19 protein-coding genes are annotated in these 20,141 nt (G+C 70.4%); 6 read left to right on the top strand and 13 right to left on the bottom strand.

What is annotated here, in order from left to right:
• Positions 1 to 16: 16 nt before the first annotated feature.
• Complete coding sequence (locus BJ988_RS24740) at positions 17 to 880, bottom strand: alpha/beta fold hydrolase (RefSeq protein ID WP_179660506.1); 864 nt, start codon at positions 878 to 880, stop codon at positions 17 to 19.
• A 234-nt stretch (positions 881 to 1,114) separates the two neighbouring features.
• Here BJ988_RS24740 and BJ988_RS24735 point away from each other — a divergent pair, with 234 nt between their 5' ends.
• Both BJ988_RS24735 and BJ988_RS24730 read left to right on the top strand, forming a co-directional pair.
• On the top strand, positions 1,115 to 1,546 hold the full coding sequence (locus BJ988_RS24735) for a hypothetical protein (protein WP_179660505.1): 432 nt from the start codon (positions 1,115 to 1,117) through the stop codon (positions 1,544 to 1,546).
• The gene (locus BJ988_RS24730; protein ID WP_179660504.1) at positions 1,543 to 3,156 is read left to right on the top strand and encodes a multicopper oxidase family protein; all 1,614 of its coding nucleotides are present in this window, start codon (positions 1,543 to 1,545) and stop codon (positions 3,154 to 3,156) included. The genes BJ988_RS24735 and BJ988_RS24730 overlap by 4 nt, the downstream gene beginning before the upstream one ends.
• Positions 3,157 to 3,177: 21 nt before the next feature.
• Here the strand turns inward: BJ988_RS24730 and BJ988_RS24725 are convergent, their stop codons facing one another.
• The 8 genes from BJ988_RS24725 to BJ988_RS24690 form a co-directional block, all read right to left on the bottom strand.
• Positions 3,178 to 3,564 (bottom strand): DoxX family protein, encoded by a 387-nt coding sequence (locus tag BJ988_RS24725; protein ID WP_179660503.1) that lies wholly within the window; start codon positions 3,562 to 3,564, stop codon positions 3,178 to 3,180.
• Positions 3,565 to 3,652: 88 nt separating this feature from the next.
• Positions 3,653 to 4,123: a carboxymuconolactone decarboxylase family protein gene (locus BJ988_RS24720; RefSeq protein ID WP_179660502.1), complete on the bottom strand. Its 471-nt coding sequence runs from the start codon at positions 4,121 to 4,123 to the stop codon at positions 3,653 to 3,655.
• Between the two features lie 85 nt (positions 4,124 to 4,208).
• On the bottom strand, positions 4,209 to 5,090 hold the full coding sequence (locus BJ988_RS24715) for a sigma-70 family RNA polymerase sigma factor (protein WP_179660501.1): 882 nt from the start codon (positions 5,088 to 5,090) through the stop codon (positions 4,209 to 4,211).
• Positions 5,091 to 5,175: 85 nt separating this feature from the next.
• On the bottom strand, positions 5,176 to 6,882 hold the full coding sequence (locus tag BJ988_RS24710) for a cation:proton antiporter domain-containing protein (protein ID WP_179660500.1): 1,707 nt from the start codon (positions 6,880 to 6,882) through the stop codon (positions 5,176 to 5,178).
• Between the two features lie 70 nt (positions 6,883 to 6,952).
• Positions 6,953 to 7,312: a hypothetical protein gene (locus tag BJ988_RS24705; RefSeq protein ID WP_179660499.1), complete on the bottom strand. Its 360-nt coding sequence runs from the start codon at positions 7,310 to 7,312 to the stop codon at positions 6,953 to 6,955.
• Between the two features lie 99 nt (positions 7,313 to 7,411).
• Complete coding sequence (locus BJ988_RS24700; protein ID WP_179660498.1) at positions 7,412 to 9,679, bottom strand: heavy metal translocating P-type ATPase; 2,268 nt, start codon at positions 9,677 to 9,679, stop codon at positions 7,412 to 7,414.
• Between the two features lie 74 nt (positions 9,680 to 9,753).
• On the bottom strand, positions 9,754 to 9,960 hold the full coding sequence (locus BJ988_RS24695; protein WP_179660497.1) for a heavy-metal-associated domain-containing protein: 207 nt from the start codon (positions 9,958 to 9,960) through the stop codon (positions 9,754 to 9,756).
• Positions 9,961 to 10,014: 54 nt separating this feature from the next.
• Complete coding sequence (locus tag BJ988_RS24690) at positions 10,015 to 10,929, bottom strand: hypothetical protein (protein ID WP_179660496.1); 915 nt, start codon at positions 10,927 to 10,929, stop codon at positions 10,015 to 10,017.
• Between the two features lie 144 nt (positions 10,930 to 11,073).
• On the opposite strand from BJ988_RS24690, the gene BJ988_RS24685 reads away from it, so the two are divergent.
• The 3 genes from BJ988_RS24685 (at position 11,074) to BJ988_RS24675 (ending at position 15,931) form a co-directional block, all read left to right on the top strand.
• Positions 11,074 to 14,148, top strand: coding sequence for a BTAD domain-containing putative transcriptional regulator (locus BJ988_RS24685; protein WP_179660495.1), 3,075 nt, complete (start codon positions 11,074 to 11,076; stop codon positions 14,146 to 14,148).
• Between the two features lie 57 nt (positions 14,149 to 14,205).
• Positions 14,206 to 15,648 (top strand): MFS transporter, encoded by a 1,443-nt coding sequence (locus BJ988_RS24680; protein ID WP_179660494.1) that lies wholly within the window; start codon positions 14,206 to 14,208, stop codon positions 15,646 to 15,648.
• Positions 15,649 to 15,709: 61 nt separating this feature from the next.
• A complete protein-coding gene (locus BJ988_RS24675; RefSeq protein ID WP_179660493.1) occupies positions 15,710 to 15,931 on the top strand; it encodes a heavy-metal-associated domain-containing protein in 222 nt (73 codons plus the stop codon).
• Positions 15,932 to 15,942: 11 nt separating this feature from the next.
• On the opposite strand, the gene BJ988_RS24670 is transcribed toward BJ988_RS24675, so the two are convergent.
• Entirely contained in the window at positions 15,943 to 16,752 is an 810-nt protein-coding gene (locus tag BJ988_RS24670; protein ID WP_179660492.1) for an alpha/beta hydrolase, read from the bottom strand.
• 16 nt (positions 16,753 to 16,768) lie between these two features.
• On the opposite strand from BJ988_RS24670, the gene BJ988_RS24665 reads away from it, so the two are divergent.
• The gene (locus BJ988_RS24665) at positions 16,769 to 17,341 is read left to right on the top strand and encodes a PadR family transcriptional regulator (protein ID WP_179660491.1); all 573 of its coding nucleotides are present in this window, start codon (positions 16,769 to 16,771) and stop codon (positions 17,339 to 17,341) included.
• Here the strand turns inward: BJ988_RS24665 and BJ988_RS24660 are convergent, their stop codons facing one another.
• From BJ988_RS24660 to BJ988_RS24650, 3 genes are read right to left on the bottom strand one after another with little or no spacing between them, the layout of a single operon-like run.
• Positions 17,342 to 17,950, bottom strand: coding sequence for an MBL fold metallo-hydrolase (locus BJ988_RS24660; RefSeq protein ID WP_179660490.1), 609 nt, complete (start codon positions 17,948 to 17,950; stop codon positions 17,342 to 17,344).
• Positions 17,950 to 19,050 (bottom strand): S-(hydroxymethyl)mycothiol dehydrogenase, encoded by a 1,101-nt coding sequence (locus tag BJ988_RS24655; RefSeq protein WP_179660489.1) that lies wholly within the window; start codon positions 19,048 to 19,050, stop codon positions 17,950 to 17,952. Before BJ988_RS24655 ends, BJ988_RS24660 begins: the two co-directional genes overlap by 1 nt.
• 36 nt (positions 19,051 to 19,086) lie before the next feature.
• Entirely contained in the window at positions 19,087 to 20,139 is a 1,053-nt protein-coding gene (locus BJ988_RS24650) for a 2Fe-2S iron-sulfur cluster-binding protein (RefSeq protein ID WP_179660488.1), read from the bottom strand.
• Positions 20,140 to 20,141 lie beyond the last annotated feature (2 nt).

The following is a 20,141-nucleotide window of genomic DNA, read 5'->3' as shown; positions in this document are numbered from 1 at the left end:
CGTCAGGACCGTCAGATCAGTCCGGGCAGGTGTTGCGGTAGTCGGACAGGTTGACCGACGTCGGCGCCGGGCAGAGGAACTGCGAGTAGCGCGTGTCGTCGTCGACGTACCTCTTCAGCCAGGTGACGAAGAGGCGTCCTTGCCAGTCGTCATCGGTGTTGGCGATGAAGTGGTCGCCGTTGTTGATCTCGCCGTACGCCTTCTCCGGGGCCCCGGTGGCCGAGTTGTAGAAGGGGATGGAGTGCGAGCTGACCGACGCGACGGAGTCGTTCTCCGCGCCGATGATCATGGTCGGGATCCGGATGCCGGGCCAGGTCTTGTCGGTGTGCCAGGGCTGCAGCGCGACCGCGGCCTTGATCGAGGAGTCCTGGTTGGCAGCGGCGAGGGTGCCACCGCCGCCCATGGAGTGGCCGGAGACCGCGATCCGGGACTCGTCCAGACGCGTGGCGACCGCGGAGGAGGCGCTGCTCTTCAGGTAGCTGACCGCGGCCAGGATCTGCGACCCGCGGCTGTTGGGCTGGTCGTAGCGGGAGTTCGTGTCGATGGCGAAGACCACGAAGCCGTGCGAGGCCACTCGGCGCGCGACGGCGGAGTAGGAGGACGAGGAGGCCGTGTAGCCGGGGGCGAGCACGACACCGCCGTACGTCCCTTGGGTGGTAGAGGTGGGGTAGTAGATCGTCCCGCCGCCGAAGCCGGTCACCAGCGAGGAGACCGAGGCCGTGGAGAGGGAGAACGTGCCGTTGTCGAGGACGCTGGCCGAGGTCGGGTTCGGCCCGCGCTCGTAGGGGCTCGCCGCATCGGATGGCGCGACCAGTCCGAAGAGGGGGAGAGTGACTGCCGCGGCGACCGCGGCGATTCGGAGTGAGAGTGATCTGAGCACCGAGCATGCTCCTTCGTCCGTCCGTCCCCGGGCTGTCCGGGGTTCCGGTTGCTACTCGACGGTAGGGGCGCGGCCGGGGATCGGACACCGGCACGGAGGCAGAACCTCATTGGGCGGATGTCACAAAACAGAAACATGGCGGCGTACGCAGGTCGTCCTCGACCCCGACAGCAGCCGGGCGATCTCAGGGGAAAGCCCGATGCCATACGTACCTCCGCTACCTATTGTCGAGGTGTGACCACCACAGAGACCCCCACCGATCGCCCATCACGCGAGCGTCGACCACGCATCAGCCTCTTCTGCTTCCGAGCCGTGGCTGTCGTGATTGCGCTCTTCGCGATCGGGCAACCGATCTTCATCGGCTCCTACTTCTCCGGAACCTTCGGGGCACTGGGCCTCCACGCCGCCGGTGCGGCAGCCCTGCAGGCCTTCGGCCTGCTGGTTCCCATCGCCGCGGTCGCCGTCGTCGCGATGGGCGGGCGCTGGTGGTTCCTCGTCTGGTCGGTCACGCTCTTCCTCCTCATCCACGTCCAGGCAGTTCTCGGCTACGTCCGAGCCCTCGAGCTCCACGTCCCGATCGGGGTGCTCACCGTCGGTGTGGCCGTCGGCCTGGCCATCGCCTCCCTGCGCCGCGGCGCCGGCCGCCCGCGGGAGACCCGGCGATGAGGCTCAACCGACGCACCCTCCTGGGCGCGAGCCTGGCCGCGCCGCTCGCTGGATCGCTGGCCGCCTGCGGCGAGGCTCCCGAGCAGACCGGACGGATCCTGCGCAGCGCGGCGAGACTGCCCGAGGCGTACGCGACGCCGTTGCCGTTGCCGCCGGTCAAGCGACCGTCCGGTGATCTCATCGAGATCGCGCAGCGCCCCGCGACGGTGGAGATCCTGCCCGGGCTGAAGACCGAGATGATGACGTACGACGGGGTCTTTCCCGGCCCCACGCTGGAGACCCGCCGGGGCCAGGCCGTGACCGTGCGCCACACCAACTCCCTCACGCTGCCGACCGCGACGCATCTCCACGGCGGACACACGCCCGCGGACAGCGACGGCTGGCCGACCGACCTGCTGTTGCCACCCGGGTTCGAGCAGCCCAGGCCCGCGCAGCCCGGTGCCGATCACTCCGGGCACGACGGCGGACACGGCGGGGATGGCGGCCACGGCGGCGGACACGAAGCCATGCACGACCCGAAAGCCCAGGTCACGACCGGAAGACGGGACTACCGCTATCCGCTCGAGCAGCCGGCCACGACGCTCTGGTACCACGACCACCGGATGGACTTCACCGCTCCGCAGGTGTGGCGTGGGCTGGCCGGATTCCACATCATCCGCGACGACGAGGAGGACGCGCTCTCGCTGCCGCGAGGGGAGCGGGAGATCCCGCTGATGATCGCCGACCGAGCCTTCGACGAGGACGGCGCGCTGCGCTACCCCGCCCTCGACCCGGAGCTGCTCGGTCAGCCCGGGGTCGAGGACCGCTACATGGCCGGTGTGCTCGGCGACGTCATCCTCGTCAACGGCGCCCCGTGGCCCGAGGCGGAGGTCGACGCGGCTCAGTACCGGCTGCGTCTGCTCAACGCCTCCAACGCCCGCCGCTATGCGCTGCGTCTGCGAACCGCCGACGGGAAGCCGGTGGCGTTCACCCAGATCGGCTCCGACGGTGGGTTGCTGGCCCGCCCTGTCGAGCACGACGTGGTCACGATGGCCTCGGGCGAACGGTTCGACGTCGTCGTCGACTTCCGTTCACTGGCGCCCGGGACGACCGTCGAGCTGCGCAACGACCTCGGCACCGGCCGCACCGCTCAGGTGATGCGGTTCCGCATCGCCCGCCGGGCGACCGACGATGTCCGGCTGGCCGATCGACTGGCCAAGAGGCTCGCGGACGTACCCGAGCCCGAGAAGCCCGACGGCGCGGTTGTCCGCAAGTGGCACTTCCGCCGCGAGGCCGTGCACGGCCGCATGGGCTGGGGGATCAACGGCAAGCCGTTCGAGCCTGCCGTGCCGCAGGCCAAGGTGCCACTCGACAACACCGAGATCTGGGAGTTCTTCACCGACGCCCACCACCCCGTCCACGTCCACCTCTCGCCCTTCCAGGTGCTCCGACGCGGCAACCGCGGCCCGGGGCCGATGGACCACGGCTGGAAGGACACCGTCGACGTACGTCCCTACGAGGCCGTCCGGGTGAGGGTGAGGTTCGAGAAGTACGCCGGCCGGTTCCTCATCCACTGCCACAACCTGGAGCACGAGGACATGGCGATGATGGCCGGCTTCGAGACGGTGTGACCCCGCCGGGAGTCGGCCTGATCACCCGGTGAAGGGGACCCATGCGAAGCGGCCGATCGCCACGAAAGCGGTCAAGGCGAGGTAGGTCGCGTCCACCAGCGCGGCTTTCGTCTCGCCACGGCGGATCCGCACGGTCACGGCACCGGCCATGATCAACGTCAGGCCGTATGCCGCCAGCGGCACCAGGATCGGCGCGATGTCGAGCAGCGCTGGCAGGATCAGGCCGATGACGCCGAGGATCTCGAGTGCGCCGATGATCTTGAGAGTGCTGGGCCGGAAGTCGAGAACCCAGCGCGAGGCGTCGCCCATCGCAGCCATCCTCTCTCTGGGGACGAACAGCTTCCCGAATCCGGAGAGCAGGTAGATGGCGGCCATCAGGCCGGCGACGATCCAAAGTGCGATGTTCATGAGTCTTCTCCTAGGCAGAATCGATGAGGTCTGTGGCCGCGGCGGACCCAGAGCCGGGTCCGCCGCGAGCCTGAAGCGAGTCGCGGTGTCAGGCGTACTGCCCGGGCTGGTACTCGCCGCCGGGAGTCCGCGTGATCACGTTGAGGCGGTTGAAGGCGTTGATCAGGCAGATCAGGCCGACCAGGGCCATCAGCTGGTCTTCGTCGAAGTGCTTCTCCGCGTTGGCCCACGCCTCATCGGTGACCCCGCTGGAGTCGGCGAGGCGAGTGCCCTGATCGGTGAGCTCCAGCGCCGCCCGCTCCGCTTCGGTGTAGACCGTCGTCTCCCGCCATGCTCCGACCAGGTTGATCCGCAGCGCGCTCTCACCGGCGGCTGCGGCGTCCTTGGTGTGCATGTCGAGGCAGCCGCCACAGCCGTTGATCTGGCTGGCGCGGATCTTCACCAGCTCCTGCACGGCCTTCGGCAGTGTCGAGCCGGCGATGATCTTGTTCGACGAGATGATGTGCTTCGCCCACGCGGCCCCGATCTCGTTGCCCATGGGGTTGATCCGGCTTTCCATCTTGATCTCCTTCGTCTTCGGATGCTTGCACCACTACGACGAAGCAGTTCTTCAAGAGGTAACAACCCAAGGCGACGAGGGCGCGCTACTCGGGTCGCGGGGGCAGACCCATGGCGTCGAGGCGCTTGCGGTCGCTCACGGTCAGCAGCTCGACGATCCGGCCTTCGACCACGGTGCACGCCGCCACGCCGAGCAACTTGCCGTTGGCGCCCCAGGCCACGAAACCGGGCTCGCCGTTGACCAGGACCGGGAGCACCGAGGTCATCGAGCGGGCGCCGCGCAGGACCGGTTCGGCCACCTCGGCCGCGCCGACCGTGGTCAGCACGCCCTTCGGGTGGTACGTCCGCCAGGTCACGTTCGGATCGAGCAGGGTGACGAGCCCTTCGAAGTCCCCGTTCCGTGCCGCGGCGAGAAATGCATCGACCACTGCGCGCTGGCGCCGCGGCTCCTCCTGCGGCTGCGGTGTGCCCTGCACCTTCCGGCGAGCCCGGCTGGCGAGCATCTTGGTCGCGTCGGTGGACCGGCCGATGATCTCGCCGATCTCGGCGAAGGGCACCGCGAACATGTCGTGCAGGACGAACGCCAGCCGTTCGTTGGGCGTGAGGGAGTCGAGCACCACGAGCAGTGCCAGCCCGACCGACTCGGCGAGCATCGCGTCGTCCTCGGGCTCCGCCCCGCCGTCGACGGCCACCACGAGCTCGGGCAGCCGGTCCTCGTACGACAGCTCCGGCCGGGTCTTACGCGAGCGGAGCACGTCGATGCAGACCCGCCCCACCACGGTGGTCAGCCAGCCGGCCAGGTTGTCGATCGAGGCCTCGTCCTGCCGGGCCAGCCGGATCCACGCCTCCTGCACCGCGTCCTCGGCGTCCGCCCTGGACCCGAGCATCCGGTAGGCGACCGCCGCCAGGCGCTCGCGCTGCTGCTCGAAGGCCTCCGCCGTTGCTTCGTGTGGCCCTGATCCGGTCATGTCGTCACCTTCCTCGCGCGCGCTCCGTCATGGTGATGACGGGCCCGCAGGCGCCAAGGTAACCGGCCGGCGCCCATTCACGGGCTCAGCTCGCGTCGAGCCGCTTCTCCATGTCGTCGAGCATCGCCTCGACCTTCCGGTAGGTGTGCGAGCTGTAGGCGCCGATGCCGCGCTCGGCGGAGAGCGCGTCGCGCATCGCCTCGAGGTAGCGCAGCTGCAGGATCACCGTCTGCTCCATCACGTCGGGCCTGATGCTGGGAGCGTCGCGTACGCCCGCGAGCACCCGCGGGAGGATCCGGTCCTTGAGCTTCGTCACCAGCTGGGGGTCGATCGGCTCTCCGTCGATGGTCTGCGACTCCAGCGGTCCGAGGTTGTCGATCGCATCCTCGCCGACCTGACGGAGCAGGGCCCGGAACGCGTCGTGCCGGTCCGCCGACGACTCACCCGGGAAGCGCATCCGGCGGATCACTGCCGGGAGCGTGAGGCCGAAGAGCACGAGCGTGATGAGCGCGACCAGGAAGGCGGCGAGCACCACCGTCGCGCGGTGGGAGGTGCCGACCGGGATGGTGTGGGCGGCGGCGACCGTGACGACGCCACGCATCCCGGCCCAGCCGATGATCAGGAAGCCACGCCTGGTGATCGGCTCGCGCTCCTCGAAGTCGATGTCCGCCCGGCCCCGCGCCAGCCGCCGCCGGGCCGAGGTGATCCGGGCGTCCTCCCGGTCGTCGGCGGGGGTCAGCGAGTCGAGCTTCTCCTCGAACTGGTCGAGGCGGGTGCGTACCTCTTCCTTGTTCTCCTCCCGGTCCCGCAGCGCGGGCCCGGCGAGCCCGATGAACCGCAGCAGGACCAGCAGGGCGAAGACGACGAGGACGAGGCCGGTCAGCTCGCCCGCAGTGGTCTCGCCGCGGGCGGCGTCGACGAGCGCGGGCAGCTGGTAGCCCATCGCCAGGAAGACGCCGCTCTCGAGGATGAAGTTGAAGGTCGTCCAGGTGGTGGCCTGGTTCTGCCGGTCGCGCGCGCTGAACCGGCGGCTGCCGAGCGCGCCCGTCACCAGACCGGCGACGACGACGGCGAGCACTCCGGACGCGTTCAGCTCCTCGGCCGGGAAGTAGGCGATGAACGGCACCGCGAAGGAGATCGTGGTGTTGAGCACCGGATCGTCCAGACGCTGGCGGAGCAGCACCGTGAGCCAACCGACGACACCGCCGATCACGAGCGCGCCGAGCACCGCCCACCCGAACTCCAGGGCTGTACGCCCCAGCGAGAACGAGCTGGTCGCGGCGATCCCAGCCACCGCCGTCCGGAGGACGACGAGCGCGGAGGCGTCGTTGACCAGGCTCTCCCCCTCCAGCACCGCCATCACCCGCGGCGGCAGCCCGACCCGGCGCCCGATCGCCGTCGCGGCCACCGCGTCGGTGGGACTGACGACCGCGCCGAGCGCGACCGCGAGCGGGAACGAGATCGCCGGGAACAGCCAGTGGACGACCGCGCCGATCACCACCGCGGAGACGATCACCATCACGACCGACAGCCAGCTGATCAGCCGGAAGTTCCGCCGGAAGTCGATCACCGGCAGGTTGACCGCGGAGGAGTAGAGCAACGGCGGCAGGACGCCGGCCAGGATCAGCTCCGGCCCGATCTCGATCTCCGGCGCCCCCGGCAGATAGCTCGCCCCGATCCCGAGGCCGACGAGCAGCAGCGGCGCCGCCACCCCGGTACGCCGCGAGAAGACCGAGGCCGCGATCATGATCGCCAGCGCCGCCCCGACGATCAGCAACACCTGATGCTCCACGTTCGGGAGTCTAGGTGTGCCCGGCTGTCAGATCGGGGAGCGGCGACCGGCGATCAGCCGATCATGGTCGTCACACGCACTTCGCCATGGCTTCCGTCAGCTTCTCGTCACCCATCAACGTGGAGACCGACGCAGGGTCGGTGATGGCGTCGAGGTCCACGTTGTCCATGAACGCCGCCGACATGCACGTCGCCTGGTCGTCGGTCATACCCGCCTTGACGTACATGTCGGTGAGGTAGTCCTCGAAGCCGTCGGGATCGTTCCTCGGGTCGGGGACGTCCCCAGCAGCCGGCACGGACGGCGCAGCCTCGGCACTGTTGGCGGCCTCGGCCTCCGCGACGGGCTTCGAGTCCGGCTCCTCGCTCTCAGAGCCGCCACAGGCGGTGGCCGTGGCCAGGAGCATCACAGGAACGGCAACGACAGACGCCATTCGGCGAACATTGATCTTCATGTTCGACATCATCGTCAGGCCGCTCGCCGACTGTCCACACAAGCGCGCAGAAGTGCGGAAACGTTGGGTTTCTCATCGTCAGCGAAAGCGACGCAGCCGAAGGCTGTTGCTCACCACGAACACCGATGAGAAGGCCATCGCGGCACCGGCGAGCATCGGGTTGAGCAGGCCGGCGACCGCGAGCGGGATGGCCGCGACGTTGTAGGCGAACGCCCAGAACAGGTTGCCCTTGATGGTCGCCAGCGTTCGCCGGGAGAGCCGGATCGCGTCGGCCGCGACCCGCAGGTCACCGCGTACCAGGGTCAGGTCGCTGGCCTGGATGGCGACGTCGGTGCCGGTGCCCATGGAGAGACCGAGATCGGCCTGGGCCAGCGCCGGGGCGTCGTTCACGCCGTCACCGACCATCGCGACGACCCGGCCCTCCTCCTGGAGTCGGCGGACCACGCCGACCTTGTCCTCGGGGAGCACCTCGGCGATGACGGTCTCAGAGGAGAGCGGGATGCCGACCTCGGCGGCGACCGTACGGGCCACCGTCTCGTTGTCCCCGGTGAGCAGGATCGGCGTCAGACCGAGACGCTGGAACTCCGCGATCGCCGCGGCCGAGGTCGGCTTGATGACGTCGTTGACGACCAGGACACCGCGCGCCGCGCCGTCCCACCCGACCGCGACAGCCGTACGGCCCTCGCTCTCGGCCTCGGCCATCGCCAGGGCGAGCTCACCGGGCAGGTACTGGCTCCACTCCTCGAGCAGGCGGACCCGGCCGACGAGGACGGCGTGACCGTCGACGATGCCCTGCACACCCAGGCCGGGGACGTTGGCGAAGTCCTCTGCCGTGGGCAAGGTGCCGACGCGGGTCTCGGCACCGGACGCGATCGCCCGGGCGATCGGGTGCTCGGAGGCGTACTCGAGGGCGCCGGCCAGCCGCGCGACCTCGTCGGCGTCCTCGCCGGGCGCGGCGATCACATCGGTCAGGGTCATGGTGCCGGTGGTGACCGTACCGGTCTTGTCGAGCACGATGGTGTCGATCGTGCGGGTGCTCTCGAGCACCTCCGGGCCCTTGATCAGGATGCCCAGCTGGGCGCCGCGGCCGGTCCCGACCATCAGCGCAGTCGGCGTCGCCAGGCCGAGCGCGCACGGGCACGCGATGATCAGCACCGCTACCGCCGCGGTGAAGGCGGTGGCGGCCCCGGCACCAGCGCCGAGCCAGAAGCCGAGGGTGATGGCGGAGAGGGCGATCACGATGGGTACGAAGACCCCGGAGATGCGGTCGGCGAGCCGTTGCGCCGCCGCCTTGCCGGTCTGGGCCTCCTCGACCAACCGTGCCATCTGGGCCAGCTGCGTGTCCGCACCCACCCGGGTCGCCCGGACGACGAGCCGACCACCGGCGTTGACGGTGGCACCGGTGACGGTGTCTCCCGGGCTCACCTCGACCGGCACCGACTCGCCGGTCAGCATCGCGGCGTCGATCGCCGAGGAGCCGTCCTCGACGACGCCGTCGGTGGCAATCTTCTCCCCGGGACGTACGACGAACAGGTCGCCGACGGCCAGGTCGTCGATCGGGATCCGGGTCTCGGTCCCGTCGCGGAGGACGGCGACCTCCTTCGCGCCGAGCTCGAGGAGCGCCGTGAGGGCGGCGCCGGCGCGGCGCTTCGAGCGGGCCTCGAAGTAGCGGCCGGCGAGGATGAACGTGGTGACGCCTGCTGCCGCCTCGAGGTAGATGTTGCCGAGCCCGTCGGTGCGTTCGATGGCGAAGCTGAACGGGTGGGTCATGCCGGGCTCGCCTGCGGTGCCGAGGAAGAGGGCGTACAGGGACCAGCCGAAGGCGGCCAGGGTGCCGATGGAGACCAGCGTGTCCATGGTCGCCGCGCCGTGACGCGCGTTGGTCCACGCCGCCCGGTGGAACGGCGCCGCGCCCCAGACGACCACCGGCGCGGCGAGGGTGAGCGAGAGCCACTGCCAGCTCTCGAGCTGCAGTGCCGGCACCATCGCCATGAGCACCACGGGGACGGTGAGCACGGCGCTGATCAGCAGCCGCCGCTTGAGGAGGGCGACCGGGTCCGCCGCCTCGGCATCGGAGGAGCCGCTCGACGGGCCCGCCTGAGGACGCGGCTCCTTCGCGCCGTACCCAGCGCTCTCGACGGTCGCGATCAGCACGCTCGTGTCGATGTCGGTCTGGTCCGCGGCGACGGAGATCTTGGCCTTCTCGGTCGCGTAGTTGACGGTGGCGGAGACACCGTCGAGCTTGTTGAGCTTGCGCTCGATCCGGTTCGCGCACGACGCGCAGGTCATGCCGTCGATCTCGAGCTCGAAGTCGGTCGTGGGCACAGAGGTTCCGGAGACGGTCATCACAGGTGTCCCTTCAGGTGGGTGGATCGAAGTTCGCGTCGGCTCCCCGCTCACGGGGAGCCGACGCCGGTGGCTCAGCCGGCCAGCTGGTAGCCGGCCTCCTCGACCGCGCGCTGAACCTGCACGGGGTCGAGCTCGTTCTCGGAGGTGACGGTCACCTGGCCGGTGGCCAGATCGACGTCGACGGAGGAGACGCCCGCGATCTGGGTGACCTCCTCCTTGACGGAGCCGACGCAGTGGCCGCAGGTCATCCCCGAAACGGTGTAGGTGGTGCTGCACATGGTGCTTTCCTTTCTCTGTGGTGGACCCTGCTCAGGCAGGGAGTCGATGGCTGGTCAGTGCGATTCGGCGACGGCGGTGAAGGCCGCGGTGCGCACCTGACCGGCGTGCTTGAAGTCGAGGAACAGGCGGTACGTCCCGGCCGAGGGCACCTCGGCGGAGAACGTGATCTCCGGGCCGGGCTCGGTGCGTCCGTCACCGGGCGCGCCTTCGGGATGGACGTGGAGGTAGGCCAGGTCACCGTCACGGAGCACGACCAGGTGTCCGTACGCCTCGAGGTACGGCTCGAGGTCGGTGACGGGCTCACCGTCCGTCGTCACCGTCAGGGTGAGGCGCGAGGTCTTCCCCGCGACCAGGTGACCGTCGAGGTCCACCTGGTAGGGGCTGACCGTGCTGGTGGCGGCGGCCGGCGGCAGCGGCTCGGGCTCGTAGGGGCCGGCTACGAAGAGGTCCTGACCGAGCGTGAGTCCCTCGGCCTCGGCTGCCGGCCGGAAGTCTGCGAAGACCCGGTATGTCCCGGCATCGGCCAGATCGGCGGTGACCGACCAGGTGCCGTCGGTCGCCATCACCGGGTGCAGGTGCTCGTAGGTCGCCAGGTCGCGGCGTACGACGATCAGGTGCAGCAACTTGCCGTGCGCGGTCTCGAACCGGGTGACGGGCTCGTGGTCGTCGCCGAGGATCCGGAACCGCAGCGTGGCGGAGGCCGAGCGCTGCCGGCGGTCCTCGACGAGGTCCAGCGTGTAACCGGCGTCGCTGACGTTGAGCCCGGTGGCCGCGGGCGCCTTTCCTGCCGCGCCGTGCCCGGCGTGACCGCCGTGGCCGGTGTTTCCGTCGCCGTTGGCTGCGTGCTCCTTGTGGGTCTGGCGTTCCGGTTCGCCGAGCGGGCCGACGGAGGCGCCCACGGCGGAACCCAGGCCGCCGAGGGCAACGACGGCTCCGGCGAACGCACCTACTTTGGCAATGGCGTTCATGTGATCTCTCCTGGCTCGAATCGATGACTTTCGATGACAGGACAGAGGCTGCTCGGCGGATCTGTCCGCGTACTGTCCCGGCGTTGTCGGGCCCAGGACAGGTGTCCGGGCGGCACCCGGCGCAGTTCTGACTACGATCTCGATGTGCTGCCGACCCCGACCTCGAGTGACATCCGATTCGGGCTGCTCGGCCCCTTCGAGGCGACGGTCGACGGCGACGCCCTCCGGATCCCCGGATCGGCGGAGCGGGCCCTGCTGGCCGTGCTGCTGCTGGCGCGCGGCCGGATCGTGCCGGCTTCGGCGCTGATCGACAGGCTGTGGGCCGACTCGTCGCTGCCTGCGGACCCCTTGAACGCCCTTCAGCTCCGCGTCTCCAAGCTGCGGCGCACGTTCAAGAACGCCGGGCTCGACCTGGTGCAACGCGACAGCGGCGGCTATCGGGCAGCCGTCGATCCGGCGACGATCGACGCCGAGGCCTTCGAGCGGCAGATCCGCCAGGTCCGGGCGTCGGTCGGAGGCGCCGGGACCCCGAGCGAGGCCGACCTCGGCGCCTACGACGCGGCGCTCGGACTCTGGCGCGGCGACGCGCTCGCCGACTTCGCCACCGAGTCCTGGGCGGTGCCGGAGTCCGTGCGACTGGAGGACCTCCGGCGGACGGCGTACGCCGAGCGTGCCCAGATCGCGCTGTCGCTGGGCCGGCACGCGGAGGTCGTCACCGACCTCGAGCCGCTCCTGCGGGCCGACCCGACCCATGAGGCCATGGCCGGCCTGCTGATGGTCGCGCTCTATCGCGCGGGCCGGCAGGTTGACGCACTCGAGGTCTTCACCCGCACCAGGACGACGTTGGACGTCGACCTCGGTCTCGAGCCGTCAGCCTCCCTGCGATCGCTCCACGAGCGCGTGCTGCGGCAGGACCCGTCGCTCGGCTCCTCCGGCGAGGTCACCCTGTCCACTCCAGCGATCAGGTCCAACCACCTCAGGTCCGGGCCACAGCTCTCCGGTCTTCCGACCGATCTGGCCCCGCTCGTCGGACGCGAAGATCTGCTCGTCTCGTTGAGCGACCGGGTCGGCGCGTCCAGGCTGACCACCCTCGTCGGCCCCGGCGGCTCCGGGAAGACCGCTCTCGGCCTGCATGCGGCCCAGCGTCTGGCCGACCGGTTCCCCGACGGCACCGTCCTCGTCCGTCTCGCCGCGATCCGGAGCAGGGAGCACATCGTGCCTGCGGTCGCCACCGCCGTCGGGATGCCGCAGGACGGCGCGGCGATCGACCTCCAGCAGCGCTTGGTCGACTTCCTCGCCGACAAGCACCTGTTCCTGGTCATCGACAACTGCGAGCACCTCGTCGACCCTGTCGCGACTCTCGTGGAGGAGCTGCTGACCCGCTGTCCGCGCCTCACCGTCATCGCGACCAGCCGCGAGCCCCTCGCCCTGCCGAGCGAGGTGCAGACTCTCGTCGGGCCGCTCCTGACACCGGTCGAGGACGATGGCGCCGAGGCGATCGCGGCGACCCCCTCCGTACAGCTTCTGATCCACCGGATCTCCACCGTCCTCCCCGGCTTCGAGGCCGACCAGCAGACGTACGCCGCCCTCGGCCGCATCGCCCGCGCCCTCGATGGCATGCCCCTGGCGCTGGAGCTGGCCGCCGCCCGCGCCGCCACGCTGTCCCCGAGCGATCTCGCCGACCGGCTCGATCAGCGGTTCACGCTCCTCACCTCGGGATCACGGACGGCGGAGGACCGGCAGCGCACGCTCCGCGCGACCGTGGACTGGAGCTACGACCTCCTCGACGACCTCGAGAAGCGCGTCTTCGTCGGTCTCGCCGTCTTCCACGGCGGCTGGACCCTGACCGCCGCCGAGCAGGTCCTCGCCGACGACGAGACCGATCCGAGCCAGGTCATCCATGCGGTGGGCCGGCTGGTCGAGCAGTCCCTGATCGTCGCCGAGCGGGGATCGGTCACGCGTTATCGCATGCTCGAGACCCTGCGTGAGTACGCCGCCGACCGGCTGTCCCAGTCGGGCCGGGCCGACACCTTGGCAGCCCGGCACGCGCACTACTTCGGCCAGGTCGCGGAGCGGTCGGCACAGGCGATGCGTGGTCAGGGGGACGCCCGGGCGAAGCACCTCCTGGTCGATGAGCAGGCCAACGTACGGTCGGCGATCGCCTGGCTCGAAGGACCGGCGGGCGACATCGACGCCGCCCTCCGGCTCGCCGGCCGGCTGGGCCTCTTCTGGCATCAGGGCCGTCATCTCGAGGGCCGCCGGATCCTGCGTCGCCTCCTCGAGCAGGACCGTGGGTCGGCCGCGGCACGGGCCGCCGCGCTTCAGGCGGTGTCGTTGGTCGAGCGTCCCCGGGCCTGCGTCGTCCACCCGCATCCACGATGCGCCGACGCGGCCCGCGAGAGCCTCGCGATCTTCCGTGAGTGCGGTGACGCCGACGGGACCGCGGTCTCGCAGGTGCTGCTCGCCGTCGAAGGCGTCAATGGGCAGGACCCGGAGTCGTCGGCGCTCCTGGACGCCGCCGAGAAGTCGTTCCGTGAGCGAGGCGATCGATGGGGGCTTGCCGTAGCCGACTTCGTCAGGCTGGAGACTGCGCTCAAGGCCAGGGACGAGCCGACGGCGATCCGCCTCGGGCGGGCCACCGCCGCCGCGTTCCGGCAGCTCGACGACCCGTGGGGTCACAGCGCGGTCCTGTACCACCTCGGCTACGGCCTCCGGCACTTCGGGCGCCTGCGGGAGTCGGCCCGGACTCTCGAGCAGGCGATCGACGTCGCGACGTCCGCCGGTATCCACAACACCGTGCAGTGGGCCCTCGCGGACCTCGGTATCACCCACCTCGGGCTGGGTGATGAGGAGTCGGCCCGGGACGCCTTCCGCCGGGCGGAGCTGGCCTCCCGTCATGTCGGGGACCGCGCCGGGTCGGTCCTCGCGGCGTACGGACGTGGCCGCCTCGCCGAACGTCAGCAGGACTGGTCGACAGCCATCTCGCTGTTGACGGAGTCCGTCCAGGGCTTCGATCTGCTCGAGACACCCGCGATGACGGCGCGGGCCACGCTCGCGCTGGCCCGCTGTCACGAGCAGGCGTACGAGCCGGAGGCGGCGGCAGAGCGCTATGCGGAGGCCCGCGCGCTCGGCCTCACCGCGGGTGAGCTCGCAGTGGCGGCGCAGGCGGAGGAGGCGCTGGCCCGGTTGGACGGTGGCCGGACAGACCAGGGACAGTGACCCGGGACAGGTTCTCTTCACGCGGCCGAACGGCCGTCCTGACGAAAAGAGAGAACCATGTCTTCCACAGCATCCCCGGCGGCGGGTGCCAACAGCCGCCGCTGGCTCGCCCTCGGCCTCATCGCCGCCGCCCAGTTCATGGTCATCATGGACACCTCCATCATCGGAGTCGCGCTCCCCGAGATCCAGCGCGATCTCGGGTTCGCTCCCCAGGACCTCAGCTGGGTGTTCAACGCCTACGTGGTGGCCTTCGGGGGCCTCCTTCTGCTGGGCGGGCGGCTCTCCGACCTGCTCGGCGCCCGACGGATCTTCGCCATCGGCTGGCTGGTCCTCGGAGTCGGCTCGCTCGTCGCCGGGCTCGCTGACGGCGTCGCCGTCGAGATCGCCGGCCGCGCCGTCCAGGGTGCGGGTTCAGCGCTCATCGCGCCCTCGGCGTTGACGCTCCTGTTCATGAACTTCGGGACGAACCCGAAGGAGCTGACGAAGGCGCTCGCGCTCTACGGTGCGGCCGCCCCGGCCGGCGGAACGGCCGGCGTGTTCCTCGGCGGCGTGCTGACCGAGTACCTGTCCTGGCCGTGGGTCTTCTTCATCAACATCCCGATCGCCATCGTCGTCCTCGCCCTGACGCCCGGCGTGATGCCGGCCGGAACGGCGCAGCGCGGTCGCATCGACCTGCTCGGCGCACTGACCGTCACCCTGGGACTCGCCGCGGTGGTGTTCGCGGTCGTACGCGTCCCCGAGGTGGGCTGGGGATCGTCCAGCACCCTCATCGCCGGTGGCATCGGCATCGCCCTGCTCGTTGCCTTCGTCGCCCTGCAGGCCGGCTCGTCGACGCCGCTCATGCGGCTGGGCATCTTCAAGGCGCCGAACCTGGCGGCCGCCAACGTCGCCCAGCTCCTGCTCGGCGCCGCCTGGATCCCGATGTTCTTCTTCATCAACCTCTACCTCCAGCAGGTCCTCGGACTCGGCGCCTTCGCGTCCGGCGCCGCCCTGCTCCCCATGACGGTGACGATCATGCTCGGCATGGTGGCCATCGCCCCGCGGCTGACGGCCGCGTTCGGACCGAAGGCGATGACCGTCGGCGGCCTCGTCGTCCTCGGCATCGGGCTGGTCTGGCTCTCCCGGATCGACGCCGACGGCAGCTTCGCGGTCGACGTGCTCCCGGCCACGCTGGTCACTGCGGCGGGCATGGCGCTGGCCTTCATCCCGTCGCTGAGCACGGCGCTCGGCGCGGCCGCCCCCGAAGAGGGCGGTCTCGCAGCCGGGATCGTCAACACCAGCTACCAGGTCGGCTCCGCACTCGGACTGGCGGCGATGACCGTCGTCGCCGCTGCGTACGGCTCCGACCAGCTCGGCGATCTGGCTGCCATGACCGACGGTTTCTCGGCCGGCTTCCTCGGCGCGGCCGGCATCGCCCTCGCCGGTGCCGTCATCACTGGGATCGGGTGGAGGTCGACGCACTCCGCGACCACCCCCGAGTCGGTCCCCGCCGGCAGGTAGCAGTCCATCCTCCTCGTGGCCCCGGATCCGTCCGGGGCCACGAATGCACCAGGAGACCGCCATGAAGACCATCCAGCTGTACGTCGAGGGCATGCGCTGCCCTCGATGCGTCCGTGAAGCCACGGCCCGGCTCCGGGACCTTCCCGGGGTCGCCACGCTCACCGCCGACCGGGCCACCGGCCGTATCAACGTCACCGGGGATGTCTCCGGCGCCGCGCTGCTCGACGCCCTGGCAGGCAGCAGCTTCACCGCCGAGATCCTCAGCGCGACCACGGACGCCTGACCGGGCCCAGATCACCTCACTGCGTACGCGACGACCTGCTGTCCGATCGTCGAGAGCCTGCCCTCCTCGACCACCAGGTCCCAACCGTGGCCTGCCTCGGCGGGCACGAACTTCGAGGACGTGGCCTCCGCCAGCGCGCGCGCCGCGGCGGCCTCCTCGGGCCCGTCGGTGTCCTCCGAGATGACGATCAGGCCAGGCGTCCGGACCCTGTCGGCGACTGCGGCCAGATCGACGCCGCCCCAGCGCGACGGTCCCGACAGGTCGACCCAGCCGTCGACGTCCAGCCCCGCGGCGACGGCTCGCACGGTCTGGCTACCGCCCATCGAGGCACCGACCAGCACGACCGGCTTGCCCGGCCACTCCTTCTCGACCTCGCTCAACGCGGCCCGCACCTGCGGCACCGGGTCGTCGACATCCTTGATCCCACACTCGGCGGCGCCATAGCCGCACAGGTCGAAGGAGAGCCCGGCGACGCCCTGGTGAGCCGCCAGGATCGCGAAATCACCCCAGCCGCAGCGGTCCCCGTCGGTCTGATGAAGCATCACCAGCACCGCCGACGTCTCCTGGTCAGCCGGAGGCGAGAAGCGGATGGCCGGCAGCTCGAGCGCCGCGCCGGACACCCGCATCGGCTCCACCCCGACGTCGGTCTCCGGGAGGAAGCAGCCGCCGAGCTCACCTTCGATGTACGGACCGTCCGACGGCAGCACCGGAACCGACGCGCTCGCTTCCACTGGATCCCCGGCACGGCCCTCCGCACCGCACCCGGTCACCAGCATGCCGACCACCGCCGCTCCGGCCGCTACGCCTTTCACGCTCCGCATATGTCAATATTGACATATGCCCGATCCAGTCGCACCCGTTTCCAACCTCGGCTTCGCGATCCTCGGTCTGCTCGCCCGGCGGGAGAGCACCGGCTACGAGGTCGCCCAGCGGATGCGCCAGCCGATCGGTTACTTCTGGACCGCCCGCCACTCGCAGATCTACCCGGAGCTGAACCGTCTCGACGGCGCCGGACTGGTCGAGCACGAGGTCATCGACGGGGCCGGGCCCCGGCCGACGAAGCGATACCGGATCACCACCGCCGGCCAGACCGCTCTGGCGGCCTGGGTCGTCGGAGACCTCGAGCCCCAGCCGGTCCGTGACCTGGAGGTCCTCCGGCTGTGGTCGATCTGGACAGTGGATCCCGACGCCGCCGACGATCTGATCGGGCGGCTCGAGGCCACCCACCAGCGCATCCTCGACCGCTACCTCGAGGAGCTGGCCCAGATCACCGACAGCCCGGGCGGCCGAGATCCCGCGAACCCGCTGTTCGCGAGCCGGATCACGCTCGAGGGAGGCATCCGGTCGCGGCGTACGGCACTGGAGTGGTGCGCCTGGATGCGTACGGAGCTCGCCGCCGCAGTGCGCTGATCAGCCCAGACCGGCGACCTCGGCGGCGATCGTGGTGTCGTCGCCGTGCCCGGTGTGGACGACCGTCTCGCCGGGAAGCGTGAACAGCTTGGCCCGGATCGACGACTCGATGGTCGACCGGTCGCTGAACGAGCGCCCGGTGGCCCCGGGGCCACCCTGGAACAGGGTGTCGCCGGTGAAGACACATCCCAGGTCGGGCGCCCACAGGCAGACCGCACCGGGCGCGTGACCCGGCGTGTGCAGGACGCGCAGCTCGGTGCCGCCGACCTCGATCACCTGACCGTCGGACAGGTCGGCGTCCCACAGCTCGTCCTGGTGGGTGAGCTCCCACAGCGGCCGGTCGTCGGGATGGAGCAGGATCGGCGCCCGGACGGCCTCACGCAATGCCGGCGCGACACGTACGTGGTCGTCGTGGGCGTGCGTGCACACGATCGCCTTCACGGTGCGGTCACCCACCGCCGCCAAGATGTCCTCCACCGAGTGCGGGGCGTCGATGACCACGCACTCCGTGTCGTCGCCGACCACCCAGAGGTTGTTGTCCACCTGATGCGTCTCACCGTCGAGGCTGAACGTGCCGCTCGTGATCGCGTGGTCGACCCGCGTGGCCATCAGAGCACCACCACCGAGCGCAGGACCTCGCCGCGATGCATCTTCTCGAAGGCAGCCTCGATGTCGCCGATGCCGATCTCCTCGCTCACGAACGCGTCCAGGTCGAGACGCCCCTGGCGGTAGAGGTCGACGAGCATCGGGAAGTCGCGGCTGGGAAGACAGTCGCCGTACCAGCTGGACTTGAGCGCGCCGCCGCGGCCGAAGACGTCGATGAGCGGGATCTCGGGCACGGTCATGTCGGGCGTGGGCACACCGACGAGCACGACGGTCCCGGCCAGGTCCCGGGCGTAGAAGGCCTGCTTCCAGGTCTCCGGTCGTCCGACCGCCTCGACGACGATGTCGGCGCCTTCGGCACCTTCGTACGTCTCCGAGCAGATCCGCCGGATCTCCTCGACCGGATCGGTCTGCGAGGAGTCCACGGTGTGCGTCGCGCCCATGGCCGCGGCGCGCTCGAGCTTCTTGGGGTCGATGTCGACGGCGATGACCGGGCTCGACCCGGCCAGCGCCGCACCGGCGATCGCCGCCACCCCGACACCACCGCAGCCGATGACCGCCACCGACGTGCCGCGGGTCGCGCCGCCGGTGTTGATGGCGGCACCGATACCGGCCATCACGCCACAGCCGAGCAGGCCGACAGCGGCGGGCCGCGCCTCCGGGTCGACCTTCGTGCACTGCCCCGCCGCGACCAGCGTCTTCTCCGCGAAGGCGCCGATGCCCAGCGCCGGCGACAGCTCCGTGCCGTCCTCGAGCGTCATCTTCTGGGTCGCGTTGGACGTGGCGAAGCAGTACTGCGGCTCACCACGCTTGCAGGCCCGGCAGCTGCCGCAGACCGCACGCCAGTTGAGCACCACGAAGTCGCCAGTCGCCACATCGGTCACGTCCGGCCCGACCGCCTCGACGACCCCGGCAGCCTCGTGGCCCAGCAGGAACGGGAACTCGTCGTTGATCCCACCCTCGCGGTAGTGCAGGTCGGTGTGGCACACCCCGCACGACTGGATCTTCACCACCGCCTCACCCGGCCCCGGTTGGGGCACATTGATCGTCACGAGCTCGACGGGCGCGCCCTTCGCACGGGCGATGACGGCCTTGACCTGCTGCATATCTCTCCTCTCGAGGCACCGGAGGCATCCGGTCGCTCATGATCCATCCTGGGGGTTCGTGATATATCTCGGCAAGGGCACGCGCCCGTCGGCCGGCTCGAACTTCTCCCGGTAGATCAGCCGAGGCGCCATCCGGCGCCGCTTGAACGCCTTGACCCCGGCGTCGACCAATGCCGGCGAGCCACACAGCCATCCGGACCAGCCCCGGGCGCTGGCGACGTCCTCGACGAAGGCGTCGGGCGCGTAGCCGCTGCGGTGACCTGGCAGCGACTCCCGGGACAGCACGGTGACGAAGCTGAAGCCCTGGTACGTCGTGGCCAGCTCGGCCAGACGGTCGGTGTCATAGAGGTCGGACTCCGTGCGGACGCCGTGGTAGAGCACCATCACCCGGTCGGGGTGGCGCTCGAGCGCCGTACGCGCGATGCCGAGCAGCGGCGCCAGCCCGGTGCCGCCACCGATCAGCACCATCGGCTCACCCTCGTCCTTGTCCTCCTCCGGGACATGGAAGTCGCCCAGCGGGCCGCGCACCTCGACCCGATCGCCGACCGCCACCGGACCGAAGAGCCAGTCGCTGGCCACGCCGCCGGGGACGCGGCGTACTTGGAGCTCCAGGACCTTGTCCTCCGCGGCGGTGTTGGCGAGCGAGTAGGGCCGGCGCTCGGACGTTCCGGGGACGAGCAGCTCGACGTACTGTCCCGGGGAGAACGCGAGCGGCTCCTCGAGCCCGAGGAGGATCCGCCGGGTGTCCCGGGCGATCTCCTCGACCTCGACGACGGTGGCGGTGAGGTCACGGAGCATGTGGGTCGTACGCCCCATCTCCGAGCCAGGCAGCGCGACCTCGGTCTCCGCGAGCGGCCGGGCCTGACAGGCAAGCGCCAGGCCGCCGGCACGCTCCTCCTCGGTCAACGTCTCGAGAGGCGAGTCGCGGTGTTCCACCTCGCCGCACAGGACCTGCACCTTGCAGGTGCCGCAAGTGCCCTGGTTGCAGGAGTTCGGCATCCACACGCCGGCACGGAGGAACGCCTCCAGGATCGACTGGTCCTCTGCGCACTCGACGCGGCGGCCGGCGACACTGATCGCGGCGGCCATGG

Origin of the sequence: Nocardioides panzhihuensis (assembly GCF_013408335.1) — a bacterium.
GTDB lineage: Bacteria > Actinomycetota > Actinomycetes > Propionibacteriales > Nocardioidaceae > Nocardioides > Nocardioides panzhihuensis.
This window is presented reverse-complemented; position numbering and strand designations above follow the sequence as displayed.

Bases quoted from the DNA above. Each gene is read 5' to 3' on its own strand.
- BJ988_RS24730 (WP_179660504.1), top strand. From the start codon at position 1,543: ATGAGGCTCAACCGACGCACCCTCCTGGGCGCGAGCCTGGCCGCGCCG.
- BJ988_RS24725 (WP_179660503.1), bottom strand. From the start codon at position 3,564: ATGAACATCGCACTTTGGATCGTCGCCGGCCTGATGGCCGCCATCTAC.
- BJ988_RS24720 (WP_179660502.1), bottom strand. From the start codon at position 4,123: ATGGAAAGCCGGATCAACCCCATGGGCAACGAGATCGGGGCCGCGTGG.
- BJ988_RS24715 (WP_179660501.1), bottom strand. From the start codon at position 5,090: ATGACCGGATCAGGGCCACACGAAGCAACGGCGGAGGCCTTCGAGCAG.
- BJ988_RS24705 (WP_179660499.1), bottom strand. From the start codon at position 7,312: ATGGCGTCTGTCGTTGCCGTTCCTGTGATGCTCCTGGCCACGGCCACC.
- BJ988_RS24700 (WP_179660498.1), bottom strand. From the start codon at position 9,679: ATGACCGTCTCCGGAACCTCTGTGCCCACGACCGACTTCGAGCTCGAG.
- BJ988_RS24695 (WP_179660497.1), bottom strand. From the start codon at position 9,960: ATGTGCAGCACCACCTACACCGTTTCGGGGATGACCTGCGGCCACTGC.
- BJ988_RS24690 (WP_179660496.1), bottom strand. From the start codon at position 10,929: ATGAACGCCATTGCCAAAGTAGGTGCGTTCGCCGGAGCCGTCGTTGCC.
- BJ988_RS24680 (WP_179660494.1), top strand. From the start codon at position 14,206: ATGTCTTCCACAGCATCCCCGGCGGCGGGTGCCAACAGCCGCCGCTGG.
- BJ988_RS24675 (WP_179660493.1), top strand. From the start codon at position 15,710: ATGAAGACCATCCAGCTGTACGTCGAGGGCATGCGCTGCCCTCGATGC.
- BJ988_RS24670 (WP_179660492.1), bottom strand. From the start codon at position 16,752: ATGCGGAGCGTGAAAGGCGTAGCGGCCGGAGCGGCGGTGGTCGGCATG.
- BJ988_RS24665 (WP_179660491.1), top strand. From the start codon at position 16,769: ATGCCCGATCCAGTCGCACCCGTTTCCAACCTCGGCTTCGCGATCCTC.
- BJ988_RS24660 (WP_179660490.1), bottom strand. From the start codon at position 17,950: ATGGCCACGCGGGTCGACCACGCGATCACGAGCGGCACGTTCAGCCTC.
- BJ988_RS24655 (WP_179660489.1), bottom strand. From the start codon at position 19,050: ATGCAGCAGGTCAAGGCCGTCATCGCCCGTGCGAAGGGCGCGCCCGTC.
- BJ988_RS24650 (WP_179660488.1), bottom strand. From the start codon at position 20,139: ATGGCCGCCGCGATCAGTGTCGCCGGCCGCCGCGTCGAGTGCGCAGAG.